At 55.6% G+C, this 15,711-nt stretch carries 9 protein-coding genes; 3 read left to right on the plus strand and 6 right to left on the minus strand.

The genetic code is table 11. The annotated features are described in order from the left end of the window. The first annotated feature begins 74 nt into the window (after positions 1-74). Entirely contained in the window at positions 75-902 is an 828-nt protein-coding gene (locus J0A66_RS08470) for a substrate-binding periplasmic protein (RefSeq protein ID WP_206573368.1), read from the plus strand. Here the strand turns inward: J0A66_RS08470 and J0A66_RS08475 are convergent. Genes J0A66_RS08475 through J0A66_RS08500 form a run of 6 tightly spaced genes read right to left on the minus strand, consistent with a single transcriptional unit; the run spans position 896 to position 11,130 of the window. Further along, positions 896-3,109: a GH92 family glycosyl hydrolase gene (locus J0A66_RS08475; protein WP_206573369.1), complete on the minus strand. Its 2,214-nt coding sequence runs from the start codon at positions 3,107-3,109 to the stop codon at positions 896-898. The two genes, J0A66_RS08470 and J0A66_RS08475, sit on opposite strands and share 7 nt — an antisense overlap. After that, positions 3,106-5,334 (minus strand): GH92 family glycosyl hydrolase, encoded by a 2,229-nt coding sequence (locus tag J0A66_RS08480; RefSeq protein WP_241264104.1) that lies wholly within the window; start codon positions 5,332-5,334, stop codon positions 3,106-3,108. The genes J0A66_RS08475 and J0A66_RS08480 overlap by 4 nt, the downstream gene beginning before the upstream one ends. Positions 5,335-5,341: 7 nt before the next feature. Continuing rightward, a complete protein-coding gene (locus J0A66_RS08485) occupies positions 5,342-6,529 on the minus strand; it encodes an AGE family epimerase/isomerase (RefSeq protein WP_206573370.1) in 1,188 nt (395 codons plus the stop codon). Continuing rightward, positions 6,526-7,539 carry a carbohydrate kinase family protein gene (locus tag J0A66_RS08490; protein ID WP_206573371.1) on the minus strand — a complete coding sequence of 338 codons (1,014 nt, stop codon included), beginning with the start codon at positions 7,537-7,539 and terminating at the stop codon, positions 6,526-6,528. The genes J0A66_RS08485 and J0A66_RS08490 overlap by 4 nt, the downstream gene beginning before the upstream one ends. Continuing rightward, positions 7,536-8,789: a sugar MFS transporter gene (locus tag J0A66_RS08495; protein ID WP_206573372.1), complete on the minus strand. Its 1,254-nt coding sequence runs from the start codon at positions 8,787-8,789 to the stop codon at positions 7,536-7,538. Before J0A66_RS08495 ends, J0A66_RS08490 begins: the two co-directional genes overlap by 4 nt. A 10-nt stretch (positions 8,790-8,799) precedes the next feature. Then, a complete protein-coding gene (locus J0A66_RS08500) occupies positions 8,800-11,130 on the minus strand; it encodes a GH92 family glycosyl hydrolase (RefSeq protein ID WP_206573373.1) in 2,331 nt (776 codons plus the stop codon). A 299-nt stretch (positions 11,131-11,429) separates the two neighbouring features. Between J0A66_RS08500 and J0A66_RS08505 the strand changes: the two genes are divergently transcribed. Together J0A66_RS08505 and J0A66_RS08510 are read left to right on the plus strand one after the other, a co-directional pair. After that, complete coding sequence (locus tag J0A66_RS08505; RefSeq protein ID WP_206573374.1) at positions 11,430-12,434, plus strand: LacI family DNA-binding transcriptional regulator; 1,005 nt, start codon at positions 11,430-11,432, stop codon at positions 12,432-12,434. 330 nt (positions 12,435-12,764) lie between these two features. Further along, the gene (locus J0A66_RS08510) at positions 12,765-15,668 is read left to right on the plus strand and encodes a TonB-dependent receptor (RefSeq protein ID WP_206573375.1); all 2,904 of its coding nucleotides are present in this window, start codon (positions 12,765-12,767) and stop codon (positions 15,666-15,668) included. Positions 15,669-15,711: the final 43 nt, after the last annotated feature.

Here is a 15,711-nt window from a genome sequence, read left to right on the forward strand (position 1 = left end):
ATGCCTCATGTGTCAGGCAAGTACAGGGCACCCCTGATGACTTTCAACTATGCTGAACGAGCGGATACCTGAGGATGCAAACCAGTTTGGACACCGAAACTCGACAGATTAAGCGCTGGATAGCCTCTTTTTTACTTTTGTTGTTCGGGTACAACCCGCCTGTTTTTGCCAATGAGATGTTGTTCTGTCATGAAGCGGAGCATTATCCCCCATACATCGAGTTTAAGGACGGCCAGGCTACCAAGGGGATCCTGATTAAACTGATCAGCCAGGCTGCCAGTCAGACGGGTATCAATGCCAAATTTGTCGCCAGACATTGGCTCAAATGCCAGGAATTGGTCAGGCAGGGACGCATGCAAGCCTTATTTGCGATGATTCAGACCCCGGAGCGCAGTCAGATTTTCCAGTTTCCTGGGCGGGAAAATGGCAGTCAGCCTTATCTGATGCTGTCAGAGTACCCCCTGGTGGTCAGAAGGAATGGACCCTTGCATCTGGATAATCGCCTATCCAGCCTGGTCACCGAGCAGGGGCTGGATGCACAGGAATATGCCAAATACCGCCGATATGGGCTGGGCGCGCCCTCAGGTTATGTGGTGCACGATCAGATGAAGCAGTGGGATGTCCTGGCGGATCTCAACTGGCCGGCGGTCAAAGGCCTGCAGATGGTCGCCCTGGGAAAGCTTGACGGCTACAGTCTGGATCGGCGAATCGGCCGGGCCCTGGTTGCCCAACTGGAGCTGGGTGACCAACTGGTCATGAGCCAGGCCCCTGTCCTGTCGTCGCGCTGGCATGTCCCCTTCAATCGCCAGACCTATCAGAAGCATCCGGCGTTAATTCAACGCTTCTGGCAGGAAGTGGACAGGGCCAGGGCGGCGCAGCAGTTGTCGGCGGCTGATCAGTGAGTCAGGCTGCCACCCGACACCAGTTGTTGATGGCTGATAAAGGGCCGGTTGAGGGCCTTGCCATTTAGTTCGATGGTGGTTGAATCCTCCTCGCGCTTAAGAATTGTCAGCTTGGCCGCTGGATAATAGTCCTGATCCAGATGCAGGATCAGCTTGTCAAATACCGGTTCAAACACCGCATACTCAGGATTGCCGGGCGTAACGGGATACAGGCCCATCATACTGAACACCAGCCAGGCCGACAGGGTGCCGGCGTCATCATTGCCGGGCAGACCCGCCGGCTGGTTGCCATAATGAGCTGCAATCAGTTGTCTGACCCTATCCGCCGTGCGGTTGGCCTGCCCATCCAGGTAGTGATAGAGGAAGGGGTAGGTGATATCCGGCTCATTGGCCATATCGAAATTGTTCGTCTCAAAGGTCGCCTCAAGCTGCTCCAGGAAGCTGTTTTCTCCACCCAGCAGTTCAATCAGGCCAGCAATATCATGGGGTACATAGAACCGGTAATTCCAGGCATTGCCTTCAATATAGCCAGGCGCCGGCTCGAAGTTTCTGCCCTTTTGAGGGTCAAAAGAGCTCAGCCACTGACCATCGCGTTTTTTCGGGCGCAGCATACCGGAGGAAGGATCAAACAGCTTCTGATAGCCCAGTGATCTGGCACTGAACAGCTTATGATCCTGCTCTTTGCCCAGGGTCTTTGCCAGTTGCGCCAAACCGTAGTCCGCCAGGTAGTATTCCAGACTGGTGGAAACGCTGCCGTCATAGGGGCCTTCATCGTCCACCGGCACATAGCCCAGCTTCAGATAATCGGCATTTTCCGGGCGCAACGGATTATCCTGCTCCTGCAGGGCGGCTTTTCTCATCAGTTGATAAGCACTGTCCACATCGAAATCCCTGAGCCCACGCAGATAGGTGTCCGCAATCATCACTGTACCGGGATCCCCCACCATCACCTGGGTTTCCATGCCGTACAGTTCCCACTTGGGCAGCCAGCCGCTCTCCCTGCCATGGGCCACAGCCGAGCGGACCATTTGGGTCTGCAGACCGGGATATAGCAGGCTAAGGAGGGGATGCAGATTACGGTGGGTGTCCCACAGCGAAAACACGCTGTAGCGCTCTTCGACTTTGCTGTTGCCGATCTGATGAGAGCCGGCCACAGGGTAATCGCCGTTCACATCGCTAATCAGGCTGGGATGGATCAGGCTGTGGTAAAGGGCTGTATAGAACAGCGTCTTGTTTTCTTCTGTTCCTTCCACTTCAGCTTTGGACAGCAGTTTGTCCCAGGCTGAGACGGAGTTCCTGCGGGTCTGGTCAAAGTCGAAATCCGGCTGCTCCGCCATCAGGTTGGCCCTGGCGTTTTCGATACTGACAAAGGAAATCCCCACTTTTACCTCAATACTCTCATCCTTGCGGGTATCGAAACTGAACCAGGCACCGATCTCGTCCCCGGCCATTTCCTGGCGGTAGTTGGGATAAGGCTTGATGGTGTTGTTATAGCCAATCCAGTCAGCTTCCACATTGCGGTAAGGGGGCATTTTTTTCCATACGCCGCTTTGCCTGGCCGGTCGGCTGAAACGGGCGACAAAATATACCGGACGCACATCTTCTGCCTGATAGCAGAAGGTGCCAAGGGTGCGCATACCTTCCACTTCCTGATCCGAGACCACTTTGAGCATGCCGCCGGTTTCATTGGTCAGCCCCAGGCCCAGATTAAGCAGGATATGGGACTGGTCCCTGGTAAAGGTAAATCGGCTCAGACCTGTCCTCGCGGTGCTGGTCAGCTCCGCCGTAATGCCGTATTTGTCCAGTTTGCTGTGGTAATACCCGGGGCTTGCCCGTTCATCCGAATAGGTGCTGCCATAGCGGCTGGCATCCAGTTCCAGCTTGCCTGCGGTGGGCATCAGCAGTAACACACCGGCCTCTGGGCAACCGACACCGCTTAAGTTAAGGTGAGAGAAACCGGTCAGATAGCGGTTTTCATGGATATAGACCCGCGAGTTCCAGGCTGCATCTTTCTCGAATTTATTCAGCTCGCCCCCATAGGCCACATTAAAGGGCGACACTGACGCCATGCCGTGGGGATACTGGGCGCCGGGGTGGGTAGCACCAAAATTGGATGTGCCGATAAAGGGGTTTACATATTGGCTCGGGCCACTCGCCAGTGCAGCAATGCTGAGCAGGCTCAGCGATAACAATAGCAGTCGTTTCATGGTGTCGGGCTCATTGTAAATTCCAGTTTGCCACCGGCCATCAACTGCTGGTGGCTGAGGGTAAAGCCCGTCACCGGCTGGCCGTTAAAGCGCACCTGGCTCACATACACATTCTGTGGACTCTGGTGATGGGCGATAATCTCAAGACGCCGGCCATTCTCCAGTGCCAGGGTCGCCCTGTCCACCTGGGGGCTGCCCAGCACGTAGAGCCCTGAGACAGGATCCACAGGATAAAATCCCAGCGCACTGAACAGGTACCAGGCCGACATCTGCCCGGCGTCTTCATTGCCGGACAGCCCATCCGCAGCGGTGTGATAGAGCTCGTCCATAACCTGCCGCACCAGTTTCTGCGTCTTGTGACCCTGGTCCACATACTGGTAGAGATAAGGCACATGATGGCTGGGCTCGTTGCCATGCACATACTGGCCGATGGTGCCTGAAATCCACTCGGGCATCACCTCCACGGACTGGGCGGTGTTGAACAAAGCATCCAGTTTCTCCGTCAACCCCTGCTTCCCCCCATGCAGGGCAATCAAACCCGGTATATCATGGGGCACGAAGAAGCTGTACTGCCAGGCATTGGCTTCGCAATAGTCCTCGGGATGGTAGGCATCGGCATCAAAAGGTTCCCGGAAGTGACCGCGGTGGTCCAGGGCACGCATAAAACCCGTCTGTGGATCAAAATGACGACGGTAATTGCGTGAACGGGCCAGGAAGGCCTGATAGAGATCTTCGCGGCCCAGGGCTTGTGCCAGACGGGCAACAGCCCAGTCATCAAAGGCGTACTCCAGGGTCAGGCTGACGTTCCAGTTGCGTTCCTCAAAAGGCACATAGCCAAGCTTCTGATAGCTGGCCAGGCCAAACGCACTCTGTGTGGCGCTTTGCAACGCGGCATCAAGAATCACCTCCCCCGGGACACTCAACTGGCCTTTCAGAAAGGCATCCACCAGCACCGGCACCGAGTGATAACCCATCATCATATCCGTTTCATTACCCTGGAATATCCACACCGGCAGGCGGCCAGCCACCTGGTAGTGGTCTATCAGACTCACCATCATTTCACTGTTCCGGGCTGGATCGATCAGGGTTTTCCAGGGATGCAGGGCACGAAAGGTATCCCACAATGAAAAGAACTCGTAGCGTGGTGAGCCGGTTGTTTGGTGGATCTCGCCATCCGGGCCCTTATATCGGCCGTCCACATCTGAATAGAGCCGGGGGGCCAGGGCGCTGTGATACAGGGCGGTGTAGAACTGACGTAGGTTGTCCTCGCCGGCCTGCACCTGAATCTTGCCCAGTTCCTGTTGCCAGAGTTCCCGGGCCTGCTGATGCTTTTTATCAAACCCCATGTCAGGGTCTTCGGCATTCAGGTTCAGTCTGGCATTGTCTATGCTCACCGAACTGATGGCGGTATGTACCAGCACAGAACTATCCTGGGTCAGATCGAAGCTGAACTCGGCTGCCAGCTCGATGCCGCTGGCCTGATCGGCCGCCAATGGCTTGCCGTCCAGTTCCAGATGATGGGACTCAATGGGGTGGGAGAAACGACTGACAAAGTACACGCGCTGATCCTTGGCCCAGCCGCTGGACTTACGATAGCCGCCGATGGTGCGTGAATCCAGAATTTCCAGATGGGTGGCGGTAGTCTCGTCCCAGTTGCGGCTGTAGCCCAGATCCAGCCTGACAATGCCGGTCTCCTGGGGCCCGTCAAAGCGGTAGCGCTGCAGGCCGCTGCGTTTGCCCGCGGTCAGTTCCACATTGATCTGGTAGTCATCCAGATAAACCTGGTAGTAGCCGGGGGACGCCTGTTCGTTCGCATGGCTGAAGCTCGACACAATTGTGCCCCGGGCCGGGCCGCCTTCTGTCTGCTGCCGTCGGTAAGGGCGGGTCAGGGGCATAAAGGAGATATCATACAGATCCCCTGCGCCTGTCCCGGATAAGTGGGTGTGGCTGAAACCGGCAATAATATTGTCCGGGTAAAAATAGCCGGCAATCCAGTCCCAGCCGCCACGGCCGTTGTCCGGGCTCAGTTGCACCATGCCATAAGGTACGGTGGCGCCCGGATAGGTTTTACCCTTGCCGTCGGTACCGATAAAAGGATCCACATAGGCAAGGGGATCCAGCTTTTGTTTCTGAACGGCGGTTTGATCGGGCTGACCGGAACAGGCCGACAGCAACAGCACCACCATTAAGGGCCATGGTCGATAGGCTGTGTTTGAAAACCTCATGTTGGCCTCACTTAAGGGCCGGATGACCCAGGTCGCGCAACACTTCCATGCAGGCACCCAGGGTATGGTAGTCACATTTGGCACCCGCGGCGCTTTTCTGGTCACTGGTCTTACTGTTATCCCGGCTCAGCAGGCGAAACCAGGCACCGTACTGGTGATCCACCATGTGCTGCCAGCTGTATTGCCACAGGGCCTGGTACTGCTCAAGGTATTTGTCCTGTCCCGTCTGCCGGTACAGCATGGCTGCAGCGGCGAAGCTTTCGGCCTGAACCCAGAAATACTTGTCATCGTCACACCAGTTGCCATCCGGATCGAAGCCGTACACCAGCCCCCCATGCTGATGATCCCAGGCTTTGTCAAAGGCCCGATCAAACAGCTCCCCGGCCCTTTCGATCAACCAGTCCTGCGGCGCATGACGGTGAAGGATCAGCAGCAGTTTGCTCCATTCGGTCTGGTGACCGGGCTGAAACCCCCAGGGCCGGTACAGGTTCTTGGGATCGTCCTTGTTGTAGTCCCAGTCCGGCTGGAAATCCGTCTTATAATGCTCCCAGACTAGGCCCTGGGTGAAATTGGCCTGACGCACGGCGATATTCCGGGCCAGCAGGGCGGCACGTTGCAGGAACAGGTCATTGTCCGTGACCTCGAAAGCCGCCAGCATGGCTTCGCATAAGTGCATATTGGCATTTTGTCCCCGGTAGGGGCTTAGGACCCCGGCCGCACTGATTTCGTCTGCGTACAGACCGTATTCTGCCTGCCAGAAACGGCTTTCCAGCAGTTCATAGGTATCCAGCAGGGGTTGGTCGCTGTCAATCAGTCCTGCCTTGCGCACGGCGGCATAGGCCAGCAATACAAAGGCGTAACCGTAAGCCTGTTGAGTGGTATCCAGAGGCTGGTGATTGTTCAGGGTCCAGGCATAGGTCCGGCTGTCCGCCTGCCAGTGTACCTGTTCCAGATAGGCCAGGCCGTGGCGGGCAATCCGGCGATAGTCCTCCCGGTCATACAGCATGGCCGCCTGCGCATAGTTGACTATGATGCGGGTACTGGACACCAGTTGCTTGAAATGGGTGTCGAACAGACTGCCGTCATCCAGGTAGTTCTGATGGTAGCCGCCGCTTTCATCCACTACCCGGTCGGTATAAAAATCCAGGATGGACTGGCAATGCTGAATAAGAAAATCGCGGTTATAAAAATTCATTTCAGGCTCCGGAACAGATCAGAAGGAAAGGCGTTCAGGTCATGACCATCAGCCTGAAGAGCGTCCCTGACGGCCGGCAGATCGGGCAGGGCGGGAAAGGCCCCTGGCCGGGTCACGGCAATGGCGCCGCATTGGGCGGCAAAGGCCAGCAAGGTCTTCAGGGTGGCCGGATCATCGAGGGTGGCTGGCGGACTGGTCATGCAGCTCAGGGCATACAGCAGGCCGCCGATAAAGGCATCTCCGCCTGCCGTAGTATCTGCCACCTTAACGGCAGGCGGCTGCAAACTGCCCCTGCCCTGGGTACTGATAAAATCGATACGGTTGGCACCGTCCGTCACCATCAGCAATCGGCAACCGGACGCCAGGCATTGCTGCAGATAGGCGTCTTCATGACCCTGGGCCAGATAATCGAGTTCATCCCTGGAGAATTTCACCAGATGGGCCCGACGGACCAGTTGGTTGACCCGCTGCCGGTCAGCCGCACCCTCTGGCCAAAGGTTATGGCGAAGATTTACATCGAAGCTGACCAGGGCGCCCCGTCCTCTTGCCATCTCAACCAATTGCCCTGTGGTCCTGGCAATCTCAGGGGTGGTGAGGGTGTTACTGCAGATATGCAGCAAGTCGTCTTTATCAAACCATTGGTCCTGCAGTTGCTCGCTGTTAAACAGCAGATCGGCTGTCTCATGCCGATGAAAGGCAAAGCTGCGATCGCCCTGTTCGTCCAGCATGACAAAGGCCAGGGCCGTCTTGGCACTGGGATGCTTGAGCAACAGTCGTGTATCGACCCCATAGGCCTTCAGGGCCTGTTCGAGAAAATCCCCAAAGGGATCGTTGCCCACCTGGCCGATAAACTGCGCCTTGCCGCCCAGTCTGGCCACTGCAACGGCGGCATTGGCCGGGGCGCCGCCCGGATACTGACGAAATTCGGGTAAGGTCAGTGGGCCCTGCCGGGTCTGACCGATATTGAGGAAGTCGATCAGGGCTTCGCCAAAGCAGAGTATGTTTTTCATAGGCTGACGGGCACCTCCATCTGCCGGGCAGGACGCTTCGAGCCCACCAGGGCATACCAGCCGATATACAGATAGGCCAGCATGGGCACGATAAAGCTGAACTGCACCGAAACACTGTCAGCTACCAGCCCCTGAATCAGCGGCAGAATCGCCCCGCCGACAATGGCCTGGCATAACAGGCCTGATCCCCGGCCCGTCAAAGGACCCAGCCCCCGAATGGCCAGGGTAAAAATGGTGGGGAACATAATGGAATTGAAAAAGCCGACCCCAATCACCGACCACATGGCCAGTTCGCCGCTGCTGTTGATGGTGGTAATCAGCAGTACGATGGCCATCAGGGCATTGGTGGCCAGCACATAGATAGGCGCTATCATACGGGTCAGGGCCGCACCGACAAAACGACCGACCATGGCGCCGCCCCAGTAATAGGAGACCATCTGGCTGGCCTGATGCTCGTTGAGACCGGCAATATGGGGTTGGGCAAAATAGTTGACCAGAAAGCTGCCGATGGACACTTCTGCCCCCACGTAGAGGAAAATCCCCAAGGCACCGAATACCAGGGCCTTGTGACTCCAGATACTGTCGTTGGCGTGCACGTCCGGGGTGTCATGGTGTTCGATGACGGGCAGCTTGAGGAACAAAAACCCCACCGCGGTGACCAGCATGGCGCCGGCCAGGATCAGGTAGGGCAACTGCACCGCCCTGGCCCCGACTGCTTCGCCTCCCTGCAGGGCGCCGAAAATCAATGCCGCACCAAACAAGGGCGCCAGGGTATGACCCAGTGAATTGATCGCCTGGGCCAGGTTCAGGCGGCTGGCGGCAGTGCGTTCAGGCCCGAGGATGGCCACATAAGGGTTGGCGGATACCTGCAATATGGTCACCCCGGCTGCGAGGATAAAAAGCCCCAGCAGAAACAGCCCGTACAGGGCGATTTCCGCCGCCGGATAAAAGATTGCGCAACCCAGCGCGATAGTGCACAAACCTGTGATGATACCGCGGATATAGCCGATTCTTTCGATTAGCTTACCGGCAAAGGGCGAGACGATAAAATAGGCGCCGAAGAAACAAAACTGCACCAGCATGGCCTGGGTATAAGTCAGGGAAAAGGCCGCCTTAAGATGCGGGATCAGGATATCGTTAAGGGCGGTGATAAAGCCCCAGATAAAGAACAGGCTGGTCATGGCGGCAAAGGCGAAGTGGCTGGCGTTGCCAGCACTTCTGAGCGGGGGGTGGTTTGGAACGGTAGCCATCGGGATCACCTCACTGAATGTTTGGGTCTAGGGACAGGGAGTAGGGGTAGGCCGAAGCTTCTGCCGCCCAGTCTTTGTCGGGGTTGTCCTGCATCTGGAACTCTAGTTGTCCGCCTGACTGAATCTCGTCATGGGACAGCCAGCTTCGCTCAAGAGGCTGGCCGTTCAGCCAGGCCTGCCGGATATAGGGGCTGTGTGGTCCGTTATCCCGGGCGTGGATCACAAAGCGCTCACCTCCTGGCAGATTGAGAGTCACTTTGTCAAACAACGGACTGCCAATCACGTACTGATCCGTGCCCGGCGTCACCGGATAGAAGCCCATGGCGCTGAACACATACCAGGCTGAAGTCTGGCCGTTGTCCTCATCGCCGCAATAGCCGTCCGGCGTAGCCGAATAGAGCTTGTCCATCACTTCGCGCACCTTGGCCTGTGCCTTCCAGGGCTGGCCGGCATGGTTATACAGGTAAATCATATGCTGGATGGGCTGATTGCCGTGGGCATAGTTGCCCATATCGACGATCTGCATCTCGCGGATCTCGTGGATGGTAAAGCCGTAATAGGAGTCGTCAAACAAAGGCGGCATGTCGAAAACCTGATCCAGCTTGTCGATAAAGGCCTGATTGCCGCCCATCAGTTGCTTAAGCCCTTCGACGTCGTGGAACACCGACCAGGTGTAATGCAGGGCATTGCCTTCGGTAAAGGCATCCCCCCACTTGAGCGGGTTAAACGGCGACTGAAAACTGCCGTCCCGGTTGCGGCCGCGCATCCAGCCGGTTTGTGGATCGAAGAGTTTGCGGTAGTTGAGGCTGCGCTGGTAAAACATCTGCGCATCCTCGTCCTTACCCAGGGCCCTGGCCAGCTTATACAGGTTAAAGTCAGCAAAGGCATATTCCAGGCTGCGGGCGGCATTTTCATGGATACCCACGTCGTAGGGCACATAACCCAGCTCGTTGTAGTAATCCACCCCTTCCCGGCCCACAGAGGTCATAGGCCGGCCCTCATCGACTTCGGCATTCTTCTTAACGGCCTCATAGAGGGTTTCTATATCGAAGCCGCGAATGCCTTTGAGGTAAGCATCGGCAATATTGATAGCCGAGTTGGAGCCCACCATCACATTGCGGTGGCCCGGGCTGGCCCATTCCGGCAGCCAGCCGGATTCCTGATAGGTATTGGCCAGCCCCTGCATTATCCGGCTGTCCAGTTCCGGGTACATCAGGGTGAAAAAGGGGAACACGGCGCGAAAGGTGTCCCAGAAGCCGTTGTCGGTAAACATATAACCTGGCAGCACCTCACCATTGTAAGGGCTGTAGTGGAGTAACTGGCCATCGGCATCGTATTCATAAAACTTACGGGGGAACAGCAGCACCCGGTACAAAGCCGAGTAGAAGGTGCGCACATTGTCCAGGTTGCTGTCTTCCACCCGGATGCGGGCGAGCTCCTGCTGCCAGCTTTGTCTGGCCTGATCCCGGGTAGTGTCGAAACTGTCCTCACCGATTTCACGCTGCAGGTTCAACTCGGCCTGCGCCGGGCTGATAAAAGACGAGGCCACTTTCACATGCACCTGTTCGCCGCGGCGGGTTTTAAAGCCGATGACCGCGCCCACATGGTCCCCCTGACTGTAGTGACTGTTTTCCTGCAGGGACCAGTCTTCATGCCAGGTGTGGGTCAGGTCAAAATCCTTGTCGAATTCAAGGACAAAGTAGTTATGGAAATTGTCCGGCACCCCACCATGGTTGTTGCGGGCATAGCCGATAATTTTGCGCTGCTCTGGCAGTATTCTGACCATGGACCCCTTATCAAAGGCGTCCAGCAGGATATAGGCCTGGTCGCTGTCGGGAAAGGTAAAGCGAAACTGGGCGGCCCGTTCGGTGGGGGTGACCTCCACGCGGGTATCATAGTCGGCCAGGTAAACTGAGTAATAATGGGGGGACACCTGTTCGGCCTTATGGGAGAACCAGGAAGCACGATCTTCTTCCTGGAATTTAAGCTCACCGGTCACCGCCATCAGTGAAAAGGCGCCATAGTCATTAAGCCAGGGACTGGGCTGGTGAGTCTGCTTGATACCCCGGATCTTGTCGTCGTCGTACTTATAGGTCCAGCCATCACCCATGGGAGCGGTCATTGGCGTCCAGAAATGCATGGCCCAGGGGGTGGCGATGGCAGGATAGGTGTTGCCGTTCGACAAACTGAACTTGGAGTCTGTGCCCATCAGGGGATTAACATACTGAACCAGATCTTCTGCGACCAGGTTGACCCGCCCTGCGTCCGGCGCAGGCATCTGACTGGTGCAGGCCGTCAGACTGATCAGTATTGCTGAGGCACAACAGGTTGCTGATTTCATGCTTGGTCTCGGTTTGATGGGGACTTGTTAACGCCAGGTTATATTGCCAGCCGTCCCGATTAACAACTGGCAGGACTGTAATCGATTACATTTGTCTAGTCCACCCAATTTGGACGAATTTCCTCCCGTCAAGATGTAAGTGAGGGTTAAATGGTCGGTTTTTGTGCAAAAGTGCAGGTAATGAAAACGGTTACATTAAGGCTTGCTATTGTTCTAGTTGGATGAAATCATAGGTAAAAGGTATCCTGCTAGCGGTATCAGATCGCTGACCACTCAGCCACAGGGGAAAACTGCGAAACATGACAAATATCAAGAAGGTAAGTGAACTGGCCGGCGTATCTACCGCCACTGTTTCCCGTACCCTCAAATCCCCTGGTCTGGTCACGGAAAAAACCCGCGACAAAGTGATGAAAGCGGTCAAGGAAGCCGGTTATCGGCCCAACTGGCTGGCCACCAGCGTGAAGACGGGCAAGTCCAACTCCATCGTGGTGCTGGTGCCGAACCTGGTGAACCCTTTCTTTATGCGGATTATCGAAGGTATTGAGCAGGCAGCTCAGGAGAGAGGCTACTCAGTGCTGCTGGGGGATACCCAGGGTAAAAGCCAGCGTGAGAACGAATACGCCAGTATGGTGCTGACCAACCGGGCTGACGGCCTGATTCAACTGGATCACTCTTTTCCTTTTTCAGACAATGATGCCGAACTGGCTGAGACCATTCCCATGGTCAGTGTCTGTGAACGTATCGCTAACCGCAAATACCCTTTTATCGAATTAGACAACTACGCTGCCAGCCGGGCCCTGGCACACCATCTGATTAGCTACGGCCATAGCCGTTTCGGCATCATCGCCGGGCAGATCGAGAGCCAGATTTACCGGGACCGGCTGGCCGGCATCAAGAGTGTGTTGCACGAAGAGGGCATTGCCTTTGACGACAGCATGCTGGTGGGCGGCAGCTACCGCATTGAGACGGGGGTGGAAGGCGCACGGCAACTGGCCGGGCGGGAGCAGCCACCCACGGCAGTCATCTGCTTCAATGATGATATCGCTATCGGCGCCCTGCACGAATTCAAACGTCTGGGCCTGACAGTACCGGGTGATATCTCTGTTACCGGCTTCGACAATGTCAGGGTCTCGGCTTATATGGATCCGCCCCTGACCACCATCGATCAGCCTGCCTATGAGATGGGGCGGCGTGCATTTGAAGTCTTGTTGCAGATGATCAGCCGCCAACCCCTCAACCGTACCCGGGAAATCCTGCCCTTTACCCTGGTGGAACGGCAAAGCAGCGGTCCGGCGAAAAGCTGACTGAGTGGCGGACATCCGCTGAAAAAGGCAGAATTTTAACAAATGGCTGCTTCGAATAATCCTTACTAACTCATTGTTCTATAGTTGTTTTTTCCTGAATAACCATTCCTGCTGGTTAAAAAGTTGTAAGCAATCGTCCTGATGTCATTGACACCCTGTGCCGGGAGAGCTAGTATTTTTCCACTAAATGTAATCGATTACATTTTGTGGGTAATCGATTTAGCAGGGAATTGCTTAACAATAAGAAAGTAAATTACTGAATTATAAGGGTTAGATATCCTTGTGGTTGGTTTTGTGTTTACGATTACATTAACGCAAGTGGAGAAGCCAATGGCGACCAGGAACACAACAAGAAAAACCTTTGCATCAAGAGGTTTCACGCGATCGCTGCTCTGTCTTTCCGTGCTCAGCGCCATGGGGCTGGCCCAGGCCCAGGAAGCAGAACAACCGTCAGACACCCAACCAGGGGACACTGAAGTCATTGAAGTGCGCGGCATACGGGCTTCAGCGGCAGAGAACCTGGCAGTAAAACGTCTGTCCAATGCCGTTGTTGACGCGATCACCGCCGAAGACATAGGTAAATTCCCGGATAAAAACGTTGCCGACTCACTGCAACGGGTACCAGGTGTGGTTATCCAGCGTGATGGGGGGGAGGGCGCCACCGTCAGCATTCGTGGCTTGTCATCCGATCTGACCTTTACCCAGCTAAACGGCAATTTTATTGCGTCTTCTCCCGGGGAGCCGTCCCGGTCATTCTCATATGCACTACTGCCCTCCACCATGATCGAGAAAGTGGAGGTCTTCAAGTCGTCAGAGGCAAGACTGGACGAGGGTGGAATCGGCGGTACGGTCTTAATGTACAGCCGCAAGCCGCTGAATATGGAGAAAAACTCAGGGATACTGAATCTTGAGTACACCAATTCGGACATTACCGACAAGAACGAACCCCAGTTCAGTGGTATCTACTCGTGGAAAAATGATGACGAGGATTTCGGTATGTTGCTGGGCTATACCCGCCAGGACCGTACCAATGGCTCGCAGAGTTCGCGGGTCAACATTATCAACAAGAATTTCCTCTATACCGAGCGGGTCGACAATCAGGTCGTTGAAGGCGGGGCTCAGGGCTATGCGCCGCAAAGTATGGTGCAGGAAATCTGGGAAGAGGAACGTGAACGGGAAGGCTTACAGTTTACCACGCAGTGGCGGGTAACGGATAACCTGGAAGTCGGCATGAACTATTTCCGTTTTACGCTCGGCCAGAACGCCGTCCTTAATCAGTTGGAATATCCGGAGTGGAACAATAACGATAATTTCTGGACAGATGTCAGGGTCGATGCCGAAGCCGAATATGTCACCGGCATCGACTATTCAGTAGGGGTATCGGGGAATCAGCGTGTGTCTCCCATTCCCCGGATCAATGGTGAATATATCATTGAGGAATCGACCTCAGACACGTTCGATTTCTACGCCGAATATGAAGGTTCCAACTATAAGGCCAAGCTGACATTCGGCCATACCGAAGCCGAAGGGGGGCCCTCGGAAAAGTACCGGGCCGCCTATTACGCCAATGAAGCCTCTCTTTACTACGGCTACGATCTGTCCGGCCATCGCATGACCACCTATATGGACCCCAATATGATCAATAACCTGGTAGCAGGTGTTGGTGGGGACGCCGATGTGGGCGCTACGGATTCCAGCTTTGTTACCGGCACCCAGGAAGAGAAGTATGCCAGCCTGGATGTGGATTACTTTCTGGATTGGGGCATAGTGGAAACCCTGCGCGTGGGTGCCAAATACCGTAACGGCAAGATTCATCGTGATACCCGCAATACTTTCTATCTGGCGCCGGACTTTGACATCCCTGCCGCCGAAGCTGACGGCGGTATCAACCTGGACGATGACTACTCCCGTAACGGCGGTATACCGGACATTACCAAGGTCGTCAGGTCCGAGTCCCTGGGCAACCTGTCTGATGTAATCAATACCAACCTCTTCCCGGCAGTGGACTGGCACAGGTACCAGCAACACCTGGTGGACAACTTTGTTAAATACACGCGTATAGAGCCGAACTATGTCTACAACGTAGAGGAAGAAATCGCCGCCGCCTATATCCAGGCCGACTATAGCTACAAGAACCTGCGCGGCAACCTGGGTCTGCGTTTTGTAAGCACCACCACCACCTCGGGATCGTCCGACAAGATCCTGTACAGGCTGGACTGGAAAGATGAAAACGGCGAGATGCTCCCCGAAGACGATCAGCGTGTAGAAGACTTTGTGTACATCGAAAAGGAAAATACCGAGAACAAGCTGCTGCCCAGCTTCAACCTGGTGTGGGATATCGACGAGAACTGGGTGTGGCGGGTAGCTGCCGCCAAGGTCATGGCCCGTCCCGAATACGGCGACCTGGGACAATTCCAGACTCTCACCTACACCTCCAATGAGTACTCGGCCGACCGTTCCGCCGCGGACGACTTCGATACGATCCGCGACTCGGAAGGCTGGACGGGGTCGGGCGGCAACTCTTCCCTTAAGCCTCTGGAGTCCACCCAGTTTGATACCTCGTTGGAGTATTACTACGGCGAAGGTTCCGGCTTTGGTATCGCCTTGTTCAAGAAGGACGTGGATAACTTCGTCGTTCCCCTGATCATCGACACCACCCGCAGCCTGCCGGAAGTGCAGTTCACCCTGCCCCATGCTGGCGACAAAGTGGTCAATGCCGGCGGTGACGACCTGCTGGTGCGTAACTTCAGTACGGTCGCCAACGGCACCGACGCCAGCTCCACCGGTACCGAAGTCTTCTGGCAGCACTTCTTCGACAACGGTTTTGGCCTGTATGCCAACTACACCCGCAACAACACCAATCAGGCCAATGTGGAACTGGACGGCGAGAAAGTCGGTGAGTCCCCGCTGATCGGCAGCTCCAAATACCAATGGAACCTGTCGGCCTTCTATGAGGACGACCTGTTCAGCGTGCGGGCATCCTACAACAAACGGGGTCCAAGCGTCGGCGGCTATGTGGCGTCCTGGGAAACCAATTTCTACACGGCGGCTTATGACCAGGTGGATGTAAATGCCAGCTACAACCTGACCGACAATCTGGTGCTGTCGGCCTCAGTGATCAACCTGACCAAATCGGACACTTATGTTCACCTGGGCAACGATACGGATAACCGCTTTATCCAGAATGCCTACAGCGGACGTCGTTTCTATTTTGGTGCCACCTACAGGTTTTAAGGACCAGCCCGCTTAAGGGGGCTGCCATAAAAGATTCAGAGGA

Origin of the sequence: Bowmanella dokdonensis (assembly GCF_017254865.1) — a bacterium.
GTDB classification, from domain to species: domain Bacteria; phylum Pseudomonadota; class Gammaproteobacteria; order Enterobacterales; family Alteromonadaceae; genus Bowmanella; species Bowmanella dokdonensis.